Genomic DNA, 20,079 nt, shown 5'->3' with positions numbered 1-20,079 from the left:
GGGGGTTTTGTCTGTGCGCGATACTGGGATCGAACCAGTGACCTCTTCCGTGTCAGGGAAGCGCGCTACCGCTGCGCCAATCGCGCCCGTTGGGGCTATTCAGTTACTGAGAGGTGGCGACGGGATTCGAACCCGTGTAAACGGCTTTGCAGGCCGGTGCCTAGCCGCTCGGCCACGCCACCGTGTGGATTGACCCCACGTGCCGAAGGCCTTCCGAAGAAGGCCCCTGCACTTGAGCGGATGACGAGACTCGAACTCGCGACCCCAACCTTGGCAAGGTTGTGCGCTACCAACTGCGCTACATCCGCGTTGTTCCCGGTTGTTGTCCCGGGCACTTATGAAACATTAGCCGATGATCGGCGACTGTCCAAACCGAAACCGAATCTCGCGCGTGTCTCGCAGGGTGGTCAACTTGGCCTCCGACGGTCGGGTAGTATCGGTTGACGTACCCCGCAGGTATGGGCGATTGGCGCAGTTGGTAGCGCGCTTCCTTCACACGGAAGAGGTCATCGGTTCGAGTCCGGTATCGCCCACCACAGAACCCCGCGCATCTGAGATGCCGCGGGGTTTTCTCATGTCGCGAGGGCGCGGGAGCCAGCGCCGATCTTTCGATTGCTAGCGTTGCGGCATGCCCACCCTGCTCGACGACTTCCTTTCCGGAGATCGCGGACGCGTGATGCACGCGGTGTGGGAGACGATCCGCTCGCGGGATGCCGCGACTCTCGACCCCCTCGTCGCCGCGCTTCCGCAGCTCCGGCGCGAGGCGACGAGGCTCGATCTGGGCGGGATGATCTATTCGAACAACGCCCATCTGGCGCACGCGCTCACCAAACTCGAACAGTATCGCGACAGGGAGTGCTGGTGCGCCGCTTACCCCGGGCTGCTCACGAATGACCCCGAGAAGGAACAGGCGCTCGGCCACGTCAGCATCCTCTCGACGAGTGATCCTGGCTGGTCGATGACCTATGTCACCGAATGCGCTGTGTGCGGCAGGCTGTTCGATGTCGAGCAGGGGGACCATCACTTCATGTGGTGGAGATGGGTGCCGCGCGGGGTGAAGAGAAGTCGCGGAGAGGTCTGACGTCGGTGGCCGGCGGTAGCGTTCCGACCATGCCGCGCACTCCGCTCCCGAGCCCTTGTCCGCTCTGCGGCCATGGAGACGCGGTGCGCGTGACCACCGCGCTGCTGTGCGACTGGTGCGGGTGGCGTTACGGCGACTCCCCCGACCCCGACCTCCCCCGCCCGGTGGTCGAGGTGGTCTATTACATCCGCTACGACCGTCGGGTGAAGATCGGCACCAGTCGCCGGCCGCGTCAACGACTCGCGAGCATCCGCCACGACGAGCTCCTCGCGTTCGAGCCGGGTGGCCGTGCGGTGGAGCAATCGAGACACCGCGAGTTCGCCGACATCCGGGAGGGCGGCGAATGGTTCACCCTCACCCCGTCTCTCGCGGCCCACATCGATGGACTGCGCACGCTGGACGACCCCTGGCAGCTCTACGCGCGCTGGGTGGCGGCGGCATTGCAGAACTGAAGCCCCGCACAGGGCCGACGTTCCGTGCGGGGCTTCAGAGTACGTACGCCATCAGACGCGAGCGGTGGCCTTGACCTTCGCGGGCTGCGGCTGCGAGAACAGCACGACCACGATCACGGCGACGCCGACGACCACGTGCGGCACCCAGACGTTCGGCGCCTCCGTCGAAAAGCCGAAGATCCACGGCGACAGCGCCAGGAATAGGCTCGCGACGATGTCGAACACGAGGTGGACGGGCATCGGGATGACGCCGAACGGCCCCCATTCGTACTTCGTGAAGAGGCTGTAGACGATGAGCCCGATTCCGAGCACGATCGGGATGATCACGGCGGGGCCGCCCATGCTCGCGAAGCCGAAGAGCCACGGAGCGGCGATCAGCGCCACTCCGACGATGTAGTCGAGAATTCCATGGACCTTGGTGGGGATGAAACGCATGATTCCTCCTGTGGTGTCGTCGCATCCTGCGACTCACAGACTGTTCGCAGCCGTTCGTCGAACGGATTGCGACCGGGTCACACGGGTCGGGGCTTCAGGCGGTCGCCCAGCCGTATCGTCGAGCCAGAGCCGAGGCGACCTCCCCGTAGCGCGATCGGTCGAGCACCGCGGCCTCACGGCGTAGTCCGCTCTCGTGCACGCTGTACAGCAGCTCGATGTCGACCCAAGACTCCCGTCCCTGCGCGTCCCAGCCGCCGGAGCCGATCGACAGGTAGTCGCGGTCGCCGTCGTGCGCCTTGCTCGTCATCCGCACCGCATAGACACGTTCTGCGGATTCGCGCCCGATCACGAGCACCGGCCGATCCTTGCCTCGACCGTCGTTCTCCTCGTAGGGCACCCAGGTCCAGATGATCTCACCCGCGTCAGGGGCGCCGTCCCGGTCGGGCGCGTAGCCGATGCGGAGCTCATCGATCCGGTCGGGGTCGACCCGCCGTGTCTCGGTGCCGCGCGACGCCCCTCTCGACTCCCCTGAGGCGGAAAGAACCTCCTCGGAGGTGCGCAGACGCGAGACCGGGCGTCTCGGACGAGTTTTCGTCCGAGACGCCCGGTCAGATCCCAGTGCTGTGAAGAGGATCTCCGCGAGTCGTGCCAGGATGCCGTTGGTGTTGCTCACACGGTCACCCTAACGGCAGTTCAGGCGTCGGCCAGCGCGTAGCCCTCCTCGCCGTGGACGACCTGGTCGACACCGGCGATCTCGTCTTCGCTCGTGATGCGGAAGCCGATCGTCTTCTCGATCGCGAAGCCGATGATGAAGGCGACGACGAAGGAGTAGATCAGCACACCGAGCGCTGCGATCGCCTGGACGGCGAGCTGACGTGCGTCGCCTCCGACGAACAGACCGGTCTCGGTGGCGAAGAAGCCGAGGTACAGCGTTCCGATGAGGCCACCCACCAGGTGGATGCCGACCACGTCGAGCGAGTCGTCGAAGCCGAGACGGAACTTCATCTCGACCGCCAGGGCGCAGACGATACCGGCGACGGCACCGAGCAGCAGCGACCATCCGGGCGTCAGGTTCGCGCAGGCCGGGGTGATGGCGACGAGACCGGCGACCGCGCCGGACGCTGCACCGACCGAGGTTGCCTTGCCGTCCTTGATGCGCTCGATGAGGATCCAGCCGAGGATCGCGGCCGCCGTGGCGCCGAGGGTGTTCAGGCCGATGAGTCCGACGCCGCCCATGTCCTCTGCGAGCCACTCCGCGCCGGCGTTGAAGCCGAACCAGCCGAACCACAGCAGCGCTGCGCCGAGGAGCGTCAGCGGCACGTTGTGCGGCTTGAGGATGCCCTTCTGGAAGCCGATGCGCTTGCCGAGGACGATCGCGAGGGCGAGAGCCGCGGCGCCGGCGTTGATGTGCACCGCGGTACCACCGGCGTAGTCGATGACGCCGATGCCGCTGTCCTCACCGAACAGCGTGGTGCCGAGGTTCATGATCCAGCCGCCGCCCCAGACCCATGCGGCTACGGGGAAGTATCCGACGGTGGCGAAGACACCGGCGAAGATGAGCCAGCTGCCGAACTTCGCGCGGTCGGCGATGGCGCCCGAGATGAGCGCGACGGTGATGATCGCGAAGGTCGCGCCGTAGGCGACTCCGAGAAGTGCGACGTTCGAGCCCTCACCGGCCGCGAGGCTCGAGAGACCGAAGTCGGCGAAGGGGTTGCCGGCGAATGCCGTCGGGCTGTCGACCGCGCTCATCGAGAATCCGAAGAGGATCCAGAGGACGGCGACGAGACCGATCGAGCCGAAGCTCATCATCATCATGCTGACGACGCTCTTGGCCTTGACGAGACCGCCGTAGAAGAAGGCGACGCCGGGCGTCATGAGCAGTACGAGGGCGGTCGCGGTGATCGCCCAGGAGATGTTGCCTGGAGCATCCATAGTCAAACCTCACATTCGGGAAACTGAGAGCTTCAGTGTGACGAGGCCCGATTTCCGGAATGCGTGAGGTTTGTTGCGGTGGCGTTACAGAGACGCCGCGTGTGTGAACACTGCGTTACGCGACACTGCGATCCGCGTGTGTAAGTGCATTGAGTCTGGAGACAGCGCGCAGGTATTTCTTGCGGTATCCCCCGTTCAGCATCTCTTCTGCGAAGACCTGGTCGAGGCTCACACCGGTGGCGACGATCGGGATCTGCGCGTCGTACACGCGGTCGACGAACGCGACGAAGCGCAGAGCCTCGGACTGATCGGTCAGGACCCGCACATCCCGCAGGCCCACGAGATCCAGCTCGGCGATGATCCGCAGATACCGCGAGGGGTGCACCCGGGCCAGGTGACGGATGACGTCGGCGAAGGAATCGTCGGACGCGTTTCCGTGCCCCGCCCCCTCGTCGATCGCGCGGGCATAGGAATCGTCGTCGCTCACGACGGCGTGCCCGTCGAGCGCCCGCTGGCGGAAGTCGACACCGTCGATGCGGATCGTCTGGAAGCTGTCGGACATCGCGTGGATCTCTCGGAGGAAGTCCTGTGCGGCGAAGCGGCCCTCACCCAGTGCGTTCGGCGGAGTGTTCGAGGTCGCCGCGAGCTTGGTGCCGGTGGGAACCAGCTCACCGATGAGCCGAGTCATGACCATGGTGTCGCCCGGGTCATCGAGTTCGAACTCGTCGATGCACAGCAGGTCTGCACCCTTGAGCAGGTCGACGGTGTTCTTGTAACCGAGCGCGCCGACCAGAGCCGTGTACTCGATGAACGAGCCGAAGTACTTCCTGCGCGCGGGCATCGCGTGATAGATCGACGCCAGCAGGTGGGTCTTGCCGACGCCGAATCCGCCGTCGAGATAGACGCCCGGCTTCGTCTCCGGCTCCTTCTTGGCTCGGCTGAAGAATCCGCCCCGCTTGAGCGGAGCACCGCGTCCGGCGAACCGGATGAGCGTCTCCTTGGCGTCCTCCTGCGAGGGGTAGGCCGCATCGGCACGATAGCTCTCGAACGTCGCACCGTCGAACTGCGGCGGCGGCACGAGGCTGGCCAGCATCTCGGGACCGGTGACGGTCGGCTGTCGATCTGTCAGGTGCACGATGCCCGTGCGGCTGGGCGTGTCGGTCATCACGGTCCTGTGTCGGGGGCGCACCTGTGTCGAAGTCTTACGAATCGGGTGCAGGGCGCACGGCGTGGATCTATCGTCGAAGTATCGGCTCCACATTACGCCGTCGTCCCCTGCATCATCGCCGCTCACCGTCTGAGGAGATCCCTGTGGCCATCGAGTTCGACACCACTTCGTCAAAGTTCGCCGAGTACGCCGAGCCCGGCCGTCTCGTGAGCACCGAGTGGCTGGCCGAGCGCCTCGGCACACCGGGCCTGGTCGTCGTCGAATCCGATGAGGACGTGCTGCTGTACGAGACGGGCCACATCCCCGGCGCCGTGAAGGTCGACTGGCACACCGAGCTCAATGATCCCGTCGTGCGCGACTATGTCGACGGCGAGGGCTTCGCGAAGCTGCTCAGCACCAAGGGCATCTCCCGCGACGACACCGTCGTGATCTACGGCGACAAGAACAACTGGTGGGCCGCCTACGCGCTCTGGGTCTTCTCGCTCTTCGGCCACGAGGACGTTCGGCTGCTCGACGGCGGACGCGATCGCTGGATCTCCGAGGGCCACGAGATCACCCGGGACGCCCCGCAGATCACGCCGACGGAGTATCCCGTGGTCGAACGCGACGATTCGGAGATCCGCGCATACAAGGAGGATGTCCTCGCTCACATCGGCAGCCCGCTGATCGATGTGCGCTCTCCCGAGGAGTACAGCGGTGAGCGCACCACCGCACCGGCCTACCCCGAAGAGGGAGCCCTGCGCGCGGGGCACATCCCCACCGCCCAGAGCGTGCCGTGGGCGAAGGCCGTGGCTGAGGACGGCGGCTTCCGGTCGCGGGCCGAACTCGACGCGATCTACCGTGACGGGGCCGGACTCGCCGATGGCGACGAGGTCGTCGCGTACTGCCGCATCGGAGAGCGCTCGAGCCACACGTGGTTCGTCCTCACGCACCTGCTCGGATTCGAGAACGTCCGCAACTACGACGGCTCGTGGACCGAGTGGGGCAGCGCGGTGCGGGTCCCGATCGTGACCGGCGCGGAGCCCGGATCCCTCTGATCGTGGGAGAATGACAGGGATGAGCACCACGCACGTTCCTGACACCCTCGCCGAGATCCGCGACGGATTCCTCGAGACCCCCGAGGCGGATCGACTGCTGCTCCTGCTGGAGTACTCGGACGAGCTGCCGGAGGTCTCCGAAGAGGTCGCGAATCACCCCGAGATGTGCGAGCGCGTCGCGGAGTGCCAGTCACCGGTCTACATCTACGTCGAGGTCGCCGACGGAATCGTGACCATGCACGCCACCGCCCCGCCCGAGGCGCCGACCACGCGCGGATTCGCGAGCATCCTCGTGCAGGGCATCTCCGGCCTCACCCCTGACGAGGTTCTCGCGATCCCCGACGACTATCCGCAGTCGATCGGTCTCACCCGCGCGGTGTCGCCGCTGCGCATCGGCGGCATGACCGGCATGCTGATGCGCGCCAAGAAGCAGGTCATGCAGAAGCGCTGAACCCCTGCGCTGCGAGCCATCCGGTGATGGCATCGCTCCACCCTGCCTGGTCGTAGTTCCAGATCTTGGTGTGCCGGGCGACCGTGAAGCGGGGCATCGTGACCAGGTCGGGTCTGGCCTGCTCGAGTGCGTGCGATGCATCGGCGGGCACGAAGCCGTCGTCGTCGCTGTGCAGGATGAGGATGGGCACCGACAGCTCGTCGGCGCGCGACACCATGTCCAGGCTGTCGAACGGGATCGCGTTCTCCGCGCCGCTGAGCCGCGCGGTGAACGGGACGGACAGTGCGCCCATCGCGAGGTCCGGCAGCGGTGCGTGCATGCCGGACTCGCGCGCTTGGAATCGCAGCACGCTGCGCCAGTCGATCACCGGCGACTCGAGGATGAGACCGACGATGCGGTCGCGGTTGCCCGAGTTCAGGGCGGTCTGCATCGCGACCGCTCCGCCCATCGACCATCCCATCAGGATCACTCGATCGGCGCCGTGTCGGAGCGCATACGACACCGCCGCATCGACGTCGCGCCACTCCGAAGCCCCCAGAGCGTACGCACCGCTTCGGCTGCGCGGCGCCTCACCGTCGTTGCGGTACGAGACGACGAGGTTCGGGAAGCCCGCGGCATGCAGCACGGGGACGGCACGAAGGCACTCGGCTCGGGTGACCCCTCGTCCGTGGACCTGGATCACCCACGTCGAGGAGTCGGCCGGGAACAGCCAGGCGGGGCATGGCCCGGCCGGGGAACCGATGAGCACGTTCTGCGAGGGCAGGTGGAGCTCGCCGGGAGTGGAGTAGTACCAACCGCTGAACGCCGCGCTCCTGTCGACGCGGGCGCCCGGTTCGATCTGCGTCAGCAGCTTGCGCCTCACGGTGGTGGCATCAGCGCTCAGCACCGCGCCGAGCTTTACGTAGCCATACGTTCCCGAGGTGAAGAGTCCGTATCGACCCGGGAGCTCGGTGTCCCGCGTCCGGGTGAGCTCGATCGTCTGCGCCCCGGTGTCGACGGCGAGGATCTCGACGTTCGCCGGTCGCTTCGCCGGCATGACGACCCGACGGGCGACGCTGAAGACGAGCAGAGCCAGCGCCGTCCCCAGAGCGAGCAGAGCAGGGACAAGGAGTGCAACGGCGTGCCTGAGACTCTTCATCGCTTCCTGACTCTAGCCTGTTGCCGTGACCGCACACCCCGATGCCGGGACGATCTTCGACGCCGCCGTGGCTGAACTGCGCGACATCGCCTTCCGCTCAGACATCACCATCCGCGAGATAGCGACGCCGCAGGGCCTCGCTCCGCACGCCCTCGCCCTCGCAGCAGACGTCCGCCCGGACGACGGCGGAGAGTCGGCATACGGGACGGGACGTTTCGTTCTGCTGCATGATCCCGACAACCCGGCCGCATGGGACGGCGACTGGCGGATCGTGATCTTCGCCCAGGCGCCGCTCGAGACCGAGATCGGCACCGACCCCCTGCTCGCCGACGTCACGTGGTCCTGGCTCGTCGATGCACTCGACTCGAGAGGCGCCGGCTACCACTCCGCGTCGGGCACGTCGACCAAGACCCTGTCGAAGGGGTTCGGCGGACTCGCCGACGAAGGAGACGGCGCACAGATAGAGTTGAGGGCGTCCTGGACACCCGAGGGCCCCTTCACACCCCATGTCGAGGCCTGGGTCGAACTGGTCGGGATGCTGGCGGGTCTTCCGCCCGGTTCCGAGGGCATCGCCGTTATCGGCGCGCGAAAGGCAGCACGTGACTGAATACTCCGTGATCTCCGACGTCTCGGAGTTCCACGCGGCATGCGCCGCACTGGCCGCAGGAACTGGGCCTGTCGCCGTGGACGTCGAGAGGGCATCCGGATTCCGCTACTCCCAGCGCGCCTATCTCGTGCAGGTGTTCCGCCGCGACGCGGGGGTCTTCCTGTTCGACCCTCCCGCTCTCGGCGACTTCAGCCCTCTGCAGCAGGCCATCGGCGACGCCCTGTGGGTGTTCCACGCCGCCAGCCAGGATCTTCCGTCTCTGCGCGAACTCGATCTGCTCCCCCACACGATCTTCGACACGGAGCTCGCATCGCGACTGCTGGGTCATGACCGAGTCGGACTCGCCGCGGTCGTCGAGAACACGCTCGGCATCACGCTCAAGAAGGAGCACTCCGCGGCGGACTGGTCGACCAGACCCCTTCCCGCTGCATGGCTCGAGTACGCGGCACTCGATGTGCTGCACCTCATCGACGTCTACGAGGCTCTGGAGGCGGAGCTCGAGGAGCAGGGGAAGACCGAGTACGCGGCCGAGGAGTTCGCCGCCACGCTCGCCCGACTGCCGAAGCCTCCTCGCGAAGACCCCTGGCGACGACTCAGCGGACTGCACCAGGTGCGCGGCGCGCGGAACCTCGCGGTCGCTCGCTCGTTGTGGCAGGCTCGCGAGAGCTTCGCCCAGGATCAGGACGTCTCTCCCGGCCGTCTGGTGCCGGACCGGTCGCTCATCGCGGCCGTGCTGGCGAACCCGCAGAGCAAGCAGGCGCTCGCGGGGATCAAGGAGTTCCAGGGCAGAGCGAGCCGCACCCAGCTCGACCGCTGGTGGCAGGCGATGGTCGACGGACGTGCCACGGAGGAGCTTCCCCGGGAGCGGGTTCCCAGCGATACGCTGCCGCCGCCGCGAGCCTGGTCCGATCGCAATCCGGAGGCCGACGCGCGACTCAAAGCCGCCCGCCCGGTCGTCGAGGCCACGGCCGAGGAACTCGGGATGCCGACCGAGAACCTGCTCACCCCCGATCACCTGCGCCGTGTGGCGTGGGATGTACCGGGAACGACGCCCGAGGCCATCGGCGAGGCACTCGCCGCGCTGGGTGCTCGCCCGTGGCAGATTGCACAGACTGCACAGAAGATCGCGGACGCCTTTGTAGAGGCGGCGCAAACGCCCGACGAGGCGTCCGCACCGGCTTCGTAGGTTCGATCCAACCGATTCCTCCCCGTTTCCGGCCCTCCATAGACTGAGGCCACCGCACAAACTTGGAGGCAGAGTGGCCGAGATCTCGGACGTCTTCTTCGTCGATGGAGTGCGCACCCCCTTCGGGCGCGCCGGCGAAAAAGGCATGTACTGGAACACCCGCGCTGATGACCTCGCCGTCAAGGCGACCATCGGCCTGATGGAGCGGAACGCAGCCGTTCCGGCCGACCGCATCGACGACGTCGCCATCGCCGCGACCAGCCAGACCGGAGACCAGGGCCTGACCCTCGGGCGCTCCGTGGCGATCCTCGCGGGACTCCCGCAGACGGTGCCCGGACTCGCCGTCGAGCGCATGTGCGCGGGAGCGATGACGAGCGTCACCACGATGGGAGCATCGATCGGGGTCGGCATGTACGACTTCGCGCTCGCCGGCGGGGTCGAGCACATGGGTCACCACCCGATCGGCGGCAACGCCGACCCCAACCCGCGATTCGTCGCGGAGCGCATGGTCGACCCCGGCGCTCTGAACATGGGTGTCACGGCCGAGCGCATCTTCGATCGCTTCCCGCACCTCACCAAGGAGCGCTCCGATCGATTCGGCATGCTCAGCCAGCACAAGGTGCAGGCGGCGTACGACGCGGGCAAGATCCAGCCGGATCTCGTGCCCGTGGCGACCAAGACCGCCGACGGCGCATGGGGCCTGGCGACGGAGGACGAAGGTCGTCGTCCGCAGACCACCATGGAGGACCTCGCGGCCCTCAAGACTCCTTTCCGCCCGCACGGCCGTGTGACCGCCGGAACCTCGTCACCCCTCACAGACGGCGCCACGATGTCACTGCTCGCCGGAGGCGGCGCGGTCAAGGAGTTCGGTCTCGCGCCGAAGATGCGCATGGTCTCGTTCGCCTTCGCAGGCGTGCAGCCGGAGATCATGGGAATCGGCCCGATTCCGTCGACCGAGAAAGCCCTGAAGAAGGCCGGACTCACGATCGCCGACATCGGCCTGTTCGAGCTCAACGAAGCCTTCGCCATCCAGGTGATCTCGCTGCTCGACCACTTCGGCATCGCCGACGACGACCCCCGCGTCAACCAGTGGGGCGGCGCGATCGCGCTGGGCCACCCGCTCGCGGCATCCGGCGTGCGTCTGATGATCCAGCTCGCGGCGCAGTTCGCCGAGCGACCCGATGTGCGCTACGGCCTGACGGCCATGTGCGTCGGTCTCGGACAGGGCGGCTCGGTCATCTGGGAGAACCCGCACTTCGACGGCAAGAAGAGGAAGTAAGCCTGATGGCCCACTCGATTTCCGAGCAGTACGGCAACGTTGACTTCTCCCCCATCCAGGCGCTCACCGACGGCGAGGTGATCACGCACTCCCCCGTGCGTGACATCCGTCTCGCGTCGGGCAAGGTGCTCGCACTGATCACCCTCGACAACGGACGCGACCACACGCGTCCGAACACTCTGGGGCCGGCGACGCTCACCGCCCTCGGTGAGACGCTGGACGGCCTGGCCGCTCGTGCGTCAGCCGGCGAGATCCAGGCGGTCGGCATCACCGGCAAGCAGTACATCCTGGCCGCCGGCGCCGATCTCTCCGACATCAGCAAGGTCGGGTCGCGGGACAACGCTCGCCTGATCGCGCAGCTCGGCCACAAGGTGCTCGGAAAGTTCGGGGAGCTCGGCGTTCCGTCGTTCGCCTTCGTGAACGGACTCGCACTCGGAGGCGGACTCGAGATCGCACTCAACTCGACCTACCGCACGGTCGACGCCTCCGCCGCGGCGATCGCACTCCCCGAGGTCTTCCTCGGCATCATCCCCGGCTGGGGCGGCGCCTACCTGCTGCCCAACCTGATCGGGATCGAGAACGCCCTCGAGGTGGTCATCTCGAACCCGCTCAAGCAGAACCGGATGCTGAAGCCGCAGCAGGCGTTCGACCTCGGCATCGTCGACGCGATCTTCCCCGCCGCGAACTATCTCGAGAACTCGCTCGCGTGGGCGGACGCCGTGCTCGGCGGCAAGAAGGTCGAGCGCAGGAACGAGCCGGGCAAGATCGAGCGACTCACGAAGTGGCCGATCGCCATCAAGATGGCACGCGGCATGCTGGAATCGAAGATCGGCACCGTCCCGAAGTCGCCCTACGCCGCACTCGACCTGCTCGACAAGGCCAAGAGCGGCACCAAGGCGGAGGGCTTCGCCCGTGAGGACGAGGCGCTCGCCGAACTCGTCACGGGCGACCAGTTCGCAGCATCCATGTACGCCTTCGACCTCGTGCAGAAGCGTGCGAAGCGTCCGGTGGGAGCCCCCGACAAGGCACTTGCGAAGAAGGTCACGAAGGTCGGCATCATCGGCGCTGGTCTCATGGCGAGCCAGTTCGCCCTGCTCTTCGTGCGCAAGCTGCAGGTGCCGGTACTCATCACCGACCTCGATCAGGCGCGCGTCGACAAGGGCGTGGCCTACATCCACGAGGAGATCGGCAAGCTCGAGACCAAGGGCCGCCTGGATGCGGACTCCGCGAACAAGCTGCGCGCGCTCGTGACCGGGACGACCGACAAGAACCTCTATGCGGACTGCGACTTCGTCATCGAGGCCGTGTTCGAGGAGGTCGGCGTCAAGCAGCAGGTGTTCGGCGAGATCGAGAAGATCATCGCCGAGGACGCGATCCTGGCGACCAACACCTCCTCGCTCTCGGTCGAGGAGATCGGCGCGAAGCTCGCTCACCCCGAGCGCCTCGTCGGCTTCCACTTCTTCAACCCGGTGGCAGTGATGCCGCTGATCGAGATCGTCAAGACACCGACGACCTCGGAGGCGGCGCTCTCGACCGCGTTCGTCGTCGCGAAGAATCTCGGCAAGAACGCGGTCCTCACCGCCGACGCGCCGGGCTTCGTCGTGAACCGTCTGCTGGCCAAGGTCATGGGCGAAGCGGCTCGCGCGGTGTACGAGGGCACCCCGATCACGGATGTCGAGAAGGCCTTCGCGCCCCTCGGACTCCCGATGGGTCCCTTCCAGCTGATCGATCTCGTCGGATGGAAGGTCGCCGCCCACGTGCAGGACACGATGGCGCACGCGTTCCCCGATCGCTTCTACGCGAACGAGAACTTCCACGCTCTCGCGGAGCTCGACGGGGTCATCGAGAAGGACAAGGGCGGTCGTGTGACCGGCTGGACGAAGCAGGCCGAGAAGCTGCTGAAGCCCGCTGTCGGCAAGACGCCCGCGTCGGCCGAGACGATCCTGCAACGGGTGCAGGACGGCCTTGCGAGCGAGATCAAGATGATGCTCGACGAGGGCGTCGTACCCGAGGTCGAGGACATCGACCTGTGCCTGATCCTCGGCGCGGGCTGGCCCTTCATCGATGGTGGGGCTTCGCCCTACCTCGACCGCGAGGGCGCCTCGCAGCGCGCGTTCGGCGGAGAGTTCCACACTCCGCAGATCCGCGGCATCGAGCACCGCTGAGCTGAACCTCTGGGGGGCCGCCGTCCGGCGGCCCCCTTTTCCGTGTCTACGGTGCAGGACGCTCGTCGAGCTCACCGGAACGCGGCCAGAACGACATCGCTCTCTCAGCGAGCGCGGTGATCGTGAGCGACGGATTCACCCCGGGATTCGCGGGAACCGCTGCGCCGTCCATGACGTGCAGCCCCGGGTGACCCCACACCCGGTGGAAGGGGTCGACGACACCGGTCTCGGGCGCCCCAGAGATCACCGCTCCGCCGAGGAAGTGGGCGGTGAGCGGAATCCCGAAGATCTCGGGCCAGGATCCGCGAGGCTCGGCGGCGACCCCGCCGTCCTTCTCGACACGCGCGGCGATCGCCGAAGCCGCGCGATGAGCCTGCGGAAGATGACTGGGGTTCGGTGCGCCGTGCCCCTGCGCGCTCGTCATGACCATCCGCCCGAATCTGCGCCGGAGCGACAGAGTGAGCGAATTGTCCAGGGTCTGCATCACGAGTGCGATGATGCCCCGTTCGCTCCAACGTCGGAGCGAGCCCAGGCGCAACTGACGGATCGGTGCGCGGGCGACCTGGCCCAGCACACTCACGAGACGGCCTCCGAGACCTCGGTCGCCCGGCACCATCAGCGACGCAAGGGCCCCCATCAGGTTCGATCCCGGCCCGTACCGCACATTCTCGACGTGAGTGCTCTCGTCGATGTGGAACGAGGTCGTGATCGCGACACCGTGCGCGAGTTCGAGGGACGCCGGAACGGCGACGGCGACGGCACCGTCGAGAGCCTCGGAGTTGGTCCGCGTCAGGCGACCCACCGCATCGGAGACCCGTGGAAGGGCCCCGGACAGCTTCATCCGATGCAGCAGCTGTTGCGTGCCCCAGGTTCCCGCGGCGAGCACCACCTGACGCGCGCTCACGGTGCGACGGTCGCGCCGGAACCACGCTCCGCTGCGCTCCGTCGTCACGGCGAAGCCGCCGTCTGCCAGGGCACGCACCTCGGTGACGGTGCGCAGCGCTTCGATGACGGCGCCTCGCCTCTGGGCCAGAGCCAGGTAGTTCTTCATGAGCGTGTTCTTCGCGCCGACGCGGCATCCGACCATGCAGTTGCCGCAGAGAGTGCATCCGGTGCGGTCCGGCCCCTCCCCACCGAAGAAGGGATCGGGCGTTCGAACTCCCGGCGCGCCGAACCAGACCCCGACCGGCGCGTGTCGGAATGTGCTTCCTACGCCGAGATCTTCGGCCGCTCCTGCCATGATGCGCTCGACGGGTCCGGAGTGCGGGTAGCGCTCGACCACCCCGAGCATCCGCTTCGCCGTCGCATAGTGCGGCGCCAGCTCCTCCTCCCAGTCTGCGAGAGCGCCCCACTGCGGATCCGCGAAGAACGCTCCGCCGGGCTGGTACAGCGTATTGGCATAGTTCAGAGACCCTCCGCCCACGCCCGCCCCGGCGAGGATCATCACGTGCGGCAGGCGATGGATGCGCTGGATGCCGAAACAGCCGAGCCTCGGTGCCCACAGATAGCGGCGCACGTCCCAGCTGGTCTTCGCGAAGTCCTCGTCCTCGAAGCGTCGGCCCGCCTCGTACACGCGGACACGGTAGCCCTTCTCCACGAGCCGCAACGCAGCGACCGATCCGCCGAACCCCGAGCCGATGACGACGACGTCCTCGTCGAAGTCCTGGGCGTGGTGCGGAGAAGCCGACCTGTGGTTCACGGTGTCCCTCCGGCACCTGAGGGGACGAGGACGGCCAGAGCGGAGCGCCGGATTCCGATCGTGCACTCATCTTCGGCGATGCGCTCTCCGTCGGCGTAGACGACGAGTCCACGCGCGCTCACTGTCACGGTACGAGCCTGGCGCCGCGTCACCTCCGGTCGAGCGAGATGCACTCCGCGCAGCAGGAGCGGGAACAGCCGCAGCAGGCGGAGCCGGGTCAGCGACGCGACGTGCACGATGTCCAGCATCCCGTCGTCCGCGGCGGCGCCCACGCAGAGAGGCATGCCACCTCCGTAGCTCGGCGTATTGCCCACGGCGACGAGCGTTCCCGGCACGTGAACCGGCTCCGCGCCATCGAGGGAGACGGTGAAATCCATCGGCCGCAGTCGCACGAGCTCCACGACCAGCGCCAGGTAGTAGCGCAGCACGCCGCGCGGCCAGCGCAGCCGATTGGTCCGATCGCTCACCTTCGCATCGAACCCGAGGGCGGCGATCGTCAGGAACAGATCGACGCGGTCGGCGGCGCGGACTTCGCCGACATCGATCGTGCGCGGGATACCCGTCAGAGCGAGCTCGGCCGCAGCGACCGCGTCGCGACGCGGCAGGCCCAGGGCTCGAGCGAGGTCGTTGCCCGTGCCCGCAGGCACCAGGACCACCGGAACCCCCGCAGCGCAGACCACGTCGAGGATGCCGGACAGCGTGCCGTCTCCGCCCACCACGACGAGCACCCCCGGGCGCGCGTCGAGCGCCCGAGTCGCCAGGAGCCGACTCGATGCCGCCGACTCGCCCGTGTACGCCCGCACGTCCGCTCCTCGGGATCGCAGGTGCGCCACGGCGACCTCGGTCTCTCGGGCACCACGACCTTTTCCTGCGAACGGGTTCGACAGCACCGCGATGTGCTCAGCCACGTCCGCGCGACCGATCCGACGAGATGACCGCTCCCGGGTTGAGGATCCACGTCGGATCGAGCTCCCGCTTGATGGCCGCGAGGATTCGCACCCCCGTGTCTCCGATCTCCTGCTCCAGCCAGGCGGCATGATCACGACCGACCGCATGGTGATGGCTGATGGTACCCCCCGCCGCGAGCAGCGCATCGTTCACCCGTCGCTTGATCTGCGTCCAGGTGTCGAGCGGTTCGGATCGGAGGTTCGCGATCACCGTGAAATACAGCGAGGCTCCGGTGGGATAGACGTGCGAGACGTGGCACATCACGTACGACCGGGCGCCGGCATCCTCGAATCCTGCACGAAGAGCCGACGTGACCGCCGCTCTGAGGTGCAGCAGGTTCGACCAGGTGGTCGCCGTCTCGAGCGTCTCGCAGAACACTCCTGCGTCCAGCAGCGAGTCGCGCAGATACGGACCGTCGAAGCGCCCGGAGAGCCACCCCTCTGCGGCGCCCTCACCCGACGAGATCCCACCGGCCGCCGCCAGGATCGCCGATGTGCGCCCCCGACGCTCGGCGATGTCGTCTCCCTCATAGACGGTGACGAGGCTCGCGCCCTTCGCGAGGGCCCGCCCGATCCGACCGACCTGGGCGAGGCTGACCGCCGTCTCGGCTTCATCCGACAGACGCAGCACTGTCGGGCCGCCACCGTGCTGCGTCACGCTCCGCAGTCCCTCGACGCCCTGCGTGAAGTCCGCGAAGGTCCAGGCTTCGAAGAGGCGGTCACGCGGTACCGGATGAACGCGCACTCTCACTTCGGTGATGACGCCGAAGATGCCCTCCGACCCCAGGAAGACGCGGACGAGATCGGGCCCGGCTGAAGATCCCGGCGACCGTCCGAGCTCGATGTCGCCGGTCGGCGTCGCGACTCTCAGCCCGGTGACCATGGAGTCGAATCGCCCATGCCCTGCCGAGTTCTGACCTGACGAGCGTGCAGCGGCGAACCCTCCGATCGTGGCGTACCGGAAGCTCTGGGGGTAGTGACCGAGTTCGAACCCCCTGGCCGCGAGCAGAGCCTCAGCATCCGGCCCCGTCGTTCCGGCGGCGAGAATCGCTTCGCCGCTCGCCTCGTCGAAGTGGATGAGGCCCGAGAGCCGGCGCAGATCCAGGCTGACGACAGCGCGGTGCGTGCCGCGTTCGGGATCGAGAGCGCCCACCACGCTCGTCCCACCGCCGAACGGGATCACGGCTATCCTCCGGTCGACGCACGCCCGGAGCACCGCCGCGACCTCATCGTGGGTTCCCGGCAGCACCACCGCGTCAGGGGAAGTCTGCTGAGGTCTACGGCGCCGGAGAAGGTCCGGCGTCGAACGTCCCCCGGCATGGCGGATGCGCGTCTCGCTCGAGATGTCGATGTGCTCCGCGCCGACGACGGCGGCCAGTCCCTCGAGATCGTCCTCCTGGAGCGACGACGGCGCGAGCGCCACCTCGGCGAGTTCCACGGGCGTCGCGGGCCTGTGCACGCGACCGAGCAGCAACGGCAGCATCATCCGGACGGCGCGCGGCAGATCCGACGCCCTGGCGGGATCGCCCCAGCCGTTCCATCGCATCTCTGTCGTCACGGCAACCCTGCCGTTCTCTGAGCCCATGCGTTACAGTGTGACAGATCATGGAAGAACGTCAACTGGTGCTCGACGCGATGTCCGACCGCGCTCCGGAGTGGGATGCCACGCAGTCGCGCATCCTCGACGCCGCCGATGCGCTGATCGGTCGACGAGGCGTGAATGGCGTCACGATCGCAGAGCTCGCTCGGCGCGCGGGTCACAGCCGGCCGACGATCTACCGCAGCTGGAACGACGCCGACGATGTCGTCCGCTCAGCGCTCCTGCGCAGAGTCGCGGTGATCCTCGCGCAGTTCCCCACGCACGCGACCAGCCGACACGGACTCGTCGACGATGTTCTCCGCTTCTCCACCCTCTTCCGTGCCGACGACGTGTACGGACGGCTTCTCGCCGATGAACCGGAGGCGTTCACCCGCTACACGCTGCAGCGAGTGGGTTCGAGCCAGAGACTCATCCTGAGGTGGCTGGCGACCGCGATCGGTGCGGCGCAGCAGGGAGGATCGGTGAGGCACGGCGATCCCGACGAGATTGCCGTCATGCTGCTGCTCATCGCGCAGTCGGCCGTGCTCTCGCACGGAACGGTGTCGGAGCTCCTCTCTGAGGAGTCTTGGGAGCGCGAGCTGCGAGCAGCCCTCGACGGGCTCCTGCGGCCATGACCGCGCACTCCCCCGACCTCAACGTCGCGCGTCGGGCCGCAGAGCTCTCCCTGGCCGCGGAGCAGACCGTCGACCTTCTGGTGATCGGCGGAGGCATCACGGGGGTCGGTGTCGCGCTCGACGCCGCCTCGCGGGGTCTGAGCGTCACCCTTCTCGAAGGCGAGGACCTCGCGTTCGGCACCAGCCGATTCAGCTCGAAACTGGTGCACGGCGGACTCCGTTATCTCGCCACCGGCGATGTGGCCACGGCGAAGGAGAGCGCATTCGAGCGTCACCTGCTGATGACCAGGATCGCGCCGCACCTCATTCGCTCTCTCCCGCAGCTGCTGCCCTTCACGACAGGGCTGACGGCCCGCCAGCGCGCAGCCGGCGCGGTCGGGATGGCCCTGGGTGATCTGCTGCGGATGCGAGCGGGCACGCCGCGCCGGTTCCTCCCCCCGCCGCGTCTCGTCTCGGCGCGTACGGCACAGCGGCTCTTCCCGTCGCTCGCCGGAGCTGGGCTGCGCGGAGGGATGCTCTCCTACGACGGGCAGCTGATCGACGACGCCCGCCTGGTCGTGACCGTCGCCAGGACAGCCGCCAGTCTGGGCGCCCGCGTCCTCACCCGCGTCCGAGCGCTCGAGCTGCGCGTCGACGGCGCGACCGCCGAAGACGTGCTGACGGGCGAGCGTCTGAACGTGCGCGCCCGATCCGTCGTCAATGCCACCGGCGTCTGGGCCGGAAACCTCGACGAGTCGATCACCGTGCGGCCCAGCCGCGGAACGCACATCGTGCTGGATGCCGCGGATCTCGGCGACCCGTCCGCGGCACTGACCATTCCGCATGAGGGGTCGATCAGCCGCTTTGTGTTCGCGCTGCCGCAGCAGCACGGCCGCGTGATCGTCGGACTCACTGACGAAGATGCGCCGGGCCCTGTTCCGCGGGTCCCCGAGCCGACCGAGGGCGAGATCGAGTTCCTGCTCGCGAACCTCAACCGAGTACTGACCGTCCCGATCACGCGCACGCAGGTCAGGGGATCGTTCGCGGGCCTGCGGCCGCTCGTCGACACCGGTGCGGCGTCGACGGCGGACATCTCCCGTCGGCATCTGGTCCGCGTCTCCGAGCGCGGCTTCGTCAACGTCCTGGGAGGCAAGCTGACCACCTACCGGCGGATGGCGGAGGATGCGGTCGACCTCGCCGTGGCATCGGCGGGGCTCGACGCCGGCGCGAGCCGCACGGTATCCCTCCGCCTCACCGACTCCGCGATGAGGGCCGAGGACAGCGGGGGCCGGGGGCACATCTCCCCAGCGACCATCGACTTCGCCGTCCGCGCGGAGGGCGCGATGACCGCCGACGACGTCCTCGATCGCCGCACCCGGCTCGGCCTCGTCGACGAAGACCGGGAGCGGCAGAGGGCGTTCGTCGAATCCGAGGTCGCCGAGATCCTCGCCACGTTCTCCTGACGACGCCGCATCCGCGCGACCGCCGCCAACCGTATCCGCGTCACGGCACACCGGGTAACGAGCACGGAACAGCGAATGAACACCTTCGCCAGCGCCGCTCAGAGAGCGCTCCGAACGCGATCGAGGGGGCACAGTGGTGGCATGGACATGCTCCTCTCGATGTTGGGCGGCAAGGGAATGTCGGGGCTCTTCAAGACCGGCACGGCGATCCTCACGATCCTGCTGGTCGTGCCGGCGCTGCTGAAGATCTTCATCGTCACGGTCGATGAGGGGTGGGCTGCGATCCGCACCCGGAACGGCAAGCCGATCATCCGGAACCGCCCGCAACGGCGCCCCACCTCACGTGGCGGAGCGGTCGGCGAGGTCGTGGTCCTCGTTCCGGGGTCGCATGGCGCGTTCCCCCTGTTCTACTGGTACCGACTGATCGATGTGCGCTGCAGGGCGACGGATCTGCCCGCGCGCGAGATGACCGGGGCGAGCGGCCATCAGCACCGGGTGCACGCGTCGTTCGAGTGGCGACCGATCCCGACCGGACGAGATCTCCGAGTGTTCGAACTCGACGTCGTGAACGTCAAAGAACGGGCCTCGAACATCGTGGGCGCCGCACTGCGCGACGTCATCCGCGGCCTCGAGGGCGCGGAGCTGCCCCACAACGACGAGATCAACACCCGCGTGATCGCGGCCAGCGCCGACGAGGTGCGTCGGGCATGCGGCGTCGAGCTGGTACGCGTCATGGTCACCGGTGACGCGCTCACCGACGGCTATCTGCTCTCGGCCGCGCTCCGGGACACCGATCGCGGGGCGCAGGCGGTCGCCGCACTCCACGCTCTCAACTGATCGCAGCGG

General features: G+C 67.7%; 19 protein-coding genes and 4 tRNA genes. 12 read left to right on the top strand and 11 right to left on the bottom strand.

The features are described 5' to 3' along the window. Positions 1–14: 14 nt before the first annotated feature. From AB0P11_RS06410 to AB0P11_RS06400, 3 genes are all read right to left on the bottom strand, one after another. A tRNA-Val gene (locus AB0P11_RS06410) sits at positions 15–86 on the bottom strand. 25 nt (positions 87–111) lie between these two features. Continuing rightward, positions 112–182 (bottom strand) — tRNA-Cys (locus AB0P11_RS06405). Between the two features lie 53 nt (positions 183–235). After that, positions 236–308 (bottom strand) — tRNA-Gly (locus AB0P11_RS06400). A 152-nt stretch (positions 309–460) separates the two neighbouring features. On the opposite strand from AB0P11_RS06400, the gene AB0P11_RS06395 reads away from it, so the two are divergent. The 3 genes from AB0P11_RS06395 (at position 461) to AB0P11_RS06385 (ending at position 1,533) form a co-directional block, all read left to right on the top strand. After that, positions 461–536 (top strand) — tRNA-Val (locus AB0P11_RS06395). 92 nt (positions 537–628) lie between these two features. Continuing rightward, complete coding sequence (locus AB0P11_RS06390; protein ID WP_056278792.1) at positions 629–1,081, top strand: hypothetical protein; 453 nt, start codon at positions 629–631, stop codon at positions 1,079–1,081. Between the two features lie 89 nt (positions 1,082–1,170). Beyond that, complete coding sequence (locus AB0P11_RS06385) at positions 1,171–1,533, top strand: GIY-YIG nuclease family protein (RefSeq protein WP_363520629.1); 363 nt, start codon at positions 1,171–1,173, stop codon at positions 1,531–1,533. A gap of 51 nt (positions 1,534–1,584) precedes the next feature. Here AB0P11_RS06385 and AB0P11_RS06380 read toward each other — a convergent pair whose 3' ends face one another. The 4 genes from AB0P11_RS06380 to zapE all read right to left on the bottom strand — a co-directional run bounded on the left by AB0P11_RS06380 (position 1,585) and on the right by zapE (position 5,065). Further along, on the bottom strand, positions 1,585–1,968 hold the full coding sequence (locus AB0P11_RS06380; RefSeq protein ID WP_053096209.1) for an SPW repeat protein: 384 nt from the start codon (positions 1,966–1,968) through the stop codon (positions 1,585–1,587). Between the two features lie 94 nt (positions 1,969–2,062). Beyond that, entirely contained in the window at positions 2,063–2,641 is a 579-nt protein-coding gene (locus AB0P11_RS06375; protein ID WP_363520626.1) for a type II toxin-antitoxin system PemK/MazF family toxin, read from the bottom strand. 20 nt (positions 2,642–2,661) lie between these two features. Beyond that, a complete protein-coding gene (locus AB0P11_RS06370) occupies positions 2,662–3,900 on the bottom strand; it encodes an ammonium transporter (RefSeq protein ID WP_053096211.1) in 1,239 nt (412 codons plus the stop codon). 115 nt (positions 3,901–4,015) lie between these two features. Further along, complete coding sequence (gene zapE, locus AB0P11_RS06365; protein WP_056278794.1) at positions 4,016–5,065, bottom strand: cell division protein ZapE; 1,050 nt, start codon at positions 5,063–5,065, stop codon at positions 4,016–4,018. Between the two features lie 146 nt (positions 5,066–5,211). Here zapE and AB0P11_RS06360 point away from each other — a divergent pair, with 146 nt between their 5' ends. Continuing rightward, positions 5,212–6,105, top strand: a complete 894-nt coding sequence (locus tag AB0P11_RS06360; RefSeq protein ID WP_363520623.1) for a sulfurtransferase — start codon at positions 5,212–5,214, stop codon at positions 6,103–6,105. Positions 6,106–6,124: 19 nt separating this feature from the next. Beyond that, positions 6,125–6,556, top strand: coding sequence for a SufE family protein (locus AB0P11_RS06355; RefSeq protein ID WP_072591311.1), 432 nt, complete (start codon positions 6,125–6,127; stop codon positions 6,554–6,556). Here AB0P11_RS06355 and AB0P11_RS06350 read toward each other — a convergent pair. After that, positions 6,540–7,694, bottom strand: coding sequence for an alpha/beta fold hydrolase (locus AB0P11_RS06350; RefSeq protein ID WP_056278797.1), 1,155 nt, complete (start codon positions 7,692–7,694; stop codon positions 6,540–6,542). The two genes, AB0P11_RS06355 and AB0P11_RS06350, sit on opposite strands and share 17 nt — an antisense overlap. 25 nt (positions 7,695–7,719) lie before the next feature. Between AB0P11_RS06350 and AB0P11_RS06345 the strand changes: the two genes are divergently transcribed. The 4 genes from AB0P11_RS06345 to AB0P11_RS06330 all read left to right on the top strand — a co-directional run bounded on the left by AB0P11_RS06345 (position 7,720) and on the right by AB0P11_RS06330 (position 12,931). Then, complete coding sequence (locus tag AB0P11_RS06345) at positions 7,720–8,301, top strand: DUF3000 domain-containing protein (RefSeq protein WP_056278798.1); 582 nt, start codon at positions 7,720–7,722, stop codon at positions 8,299–8,301. Continuing rightward, entirely contained in the window at positions 8,294–9,487 is a 1,194-nt protein-coding gene (locus tag AB0P11_RS06340) for an HRDC domain-containing protein (RefSeq protein WP_053096223.1), read from the top strand. Before AB0P11_RS06345 ends, AB0P11_RS06340 begins: the two co-directional genes overlap by 8 nt. A gap of 73 nt (positions 9,488–9,560) precedes the next feature. Continuing rightward, positions 9,561–10,766, top strand: a complete 1,206-nt coding sequence (locus AB0P11_RS06335; protein ID WP_053096225.1) for a thiolase family protein — start codon at positions 9,561–9,563, stop codon at positions 10,764–10,766. A gap of 5 nt (positions 10,767–10,771) precedes the next feature. Continuing rightward, on the top strand, positions 10,772–12,931 hold the full coding sequence (locus AB0P11_RS06330; RefSeq protein ID WP_363520617.1) for a 3-hydroxyacyl-CoA dehydrogenase NAD-binding domain-containing protein: 2,160 nt from the start codon (positions 10,772–10,774) through the stop codon (positions 12,929–12,931). A 46-nt stretch (positions 12,932–12,977) separates the two neighbouring features. Here AB0P11_RS06330 and AB0P11_RS06325 read toward each other — a convergent pair whose 3' ends face one another. Genes AB0P11_RS06325 through AB0P11_RS06315 form a run of 3 tightly spaced genes read right to left on the bottom strand, consistent with a single transcriptional unit; the run spans position 12,978 to position 17,162 of the window. Then, positions 12,978–14,630 (bottom strand): GMC family oxidoreductase, encoded by a 1,653-nt coding sequence (locus AB0P11_RS06325; protein WP_363520614.1) that lies wholly within the window; start codon positions 14,628–14,630, stop codon positions 12,978–12,980. Beyond that, the gene (locus AB0P11_RS06320) at positions 14,627–15,538 is read right to left on the bottom strand and encodes a YegS/Rv2252/BmrU family lipid kinase (RefSeq protein ID WP_363520611.1); all 912 of its coding nucleotides are present in this window, start codon (positions 15,536–15,538) and stop codon (positions 14,627–14,629) included. Before AB0P11_RS06320 ends, AB0P11_RS06325 begins: the two co-directional genes overlap by 4 nt. Continuing rightward, positions 15,531–17,162: an FAD-binding oxidoreductase gene (locus tag AB0P11_RS06315; RefSeq protein ID WP_363520608.1), complete on the bottom strand. Its 1,632-nt coding sequence runs from the start codon at positions 17,160–17,162 to the stop codon at positions 15,531–15,533. The genes AB0P11_RS06320 and AB0P11_RS06315 overlap by 8 nt, the downstream gene beginning before the upstream one ends. 20 nt (positions 17,163–17,182) lie before the next feature. Between AB0P11_RS06315 and AB0P11_RS06310 the strand changes: the two genes are divergently transcribed. The 3 genes from AB0P11_RS06310 (at position 17,183) to AB0P11_RS06300 (ending at position 20,070) form a co-directional block, all read left to right on the top strand. Continuing rightward, a complete protein-coding gene (locus AB0P11_RS06310) occupies positions 17,183–17,791 on the top strand; it encodes a TetR/AcrR family transcriptional regulator (RefSeq protein WP_230101212.1) in 609 nt (202 codons plus the stop codon). Beyond that, positions 17,788–19,233, top strand: a complete 1,446-nt coding sequence (locus tag AB0P11_RS06305; protein WP_363520605.1) for a glycerol-3-phosphate dehydrogenase/oxidase — start codon at positions 17,788–17,790, stop codon at positions 19,231–19,233. The genes AB0P11_RS06310 and AB0P11_RS06305 overlap by 4 nt, the downstream gene beginning before the upstream one ends. Before the next feature lie 141 nt (positions 19,234–19,374). Continuing rightward, positions 19,375–20,070 (top strand): SPFH domain-containing protein, encoded by a 696-nt coding sequence (locus tag AB0P11_RS06300; RefSeq protein WP_285365459.1) that lies wholly within the window; start codon positions 19,375–19,377, stop codon positions 20,068–20,070. Positions 20,071–20,079 lie beyond the last annotated feature (9 nt).

The sequence above is a fragment of the Microbacterium sp. NPDC079176 genome (genome assembly GCF_040686675.1).
Classification (GTDB): Bacteria; Actinomycetota; Actinomycetes; order Actinomycetales; family Microbacteriaceae; genus Microbacterium.
This window is presented reverse-complemented; position numbering and strand designations above follow the sequence as displayed.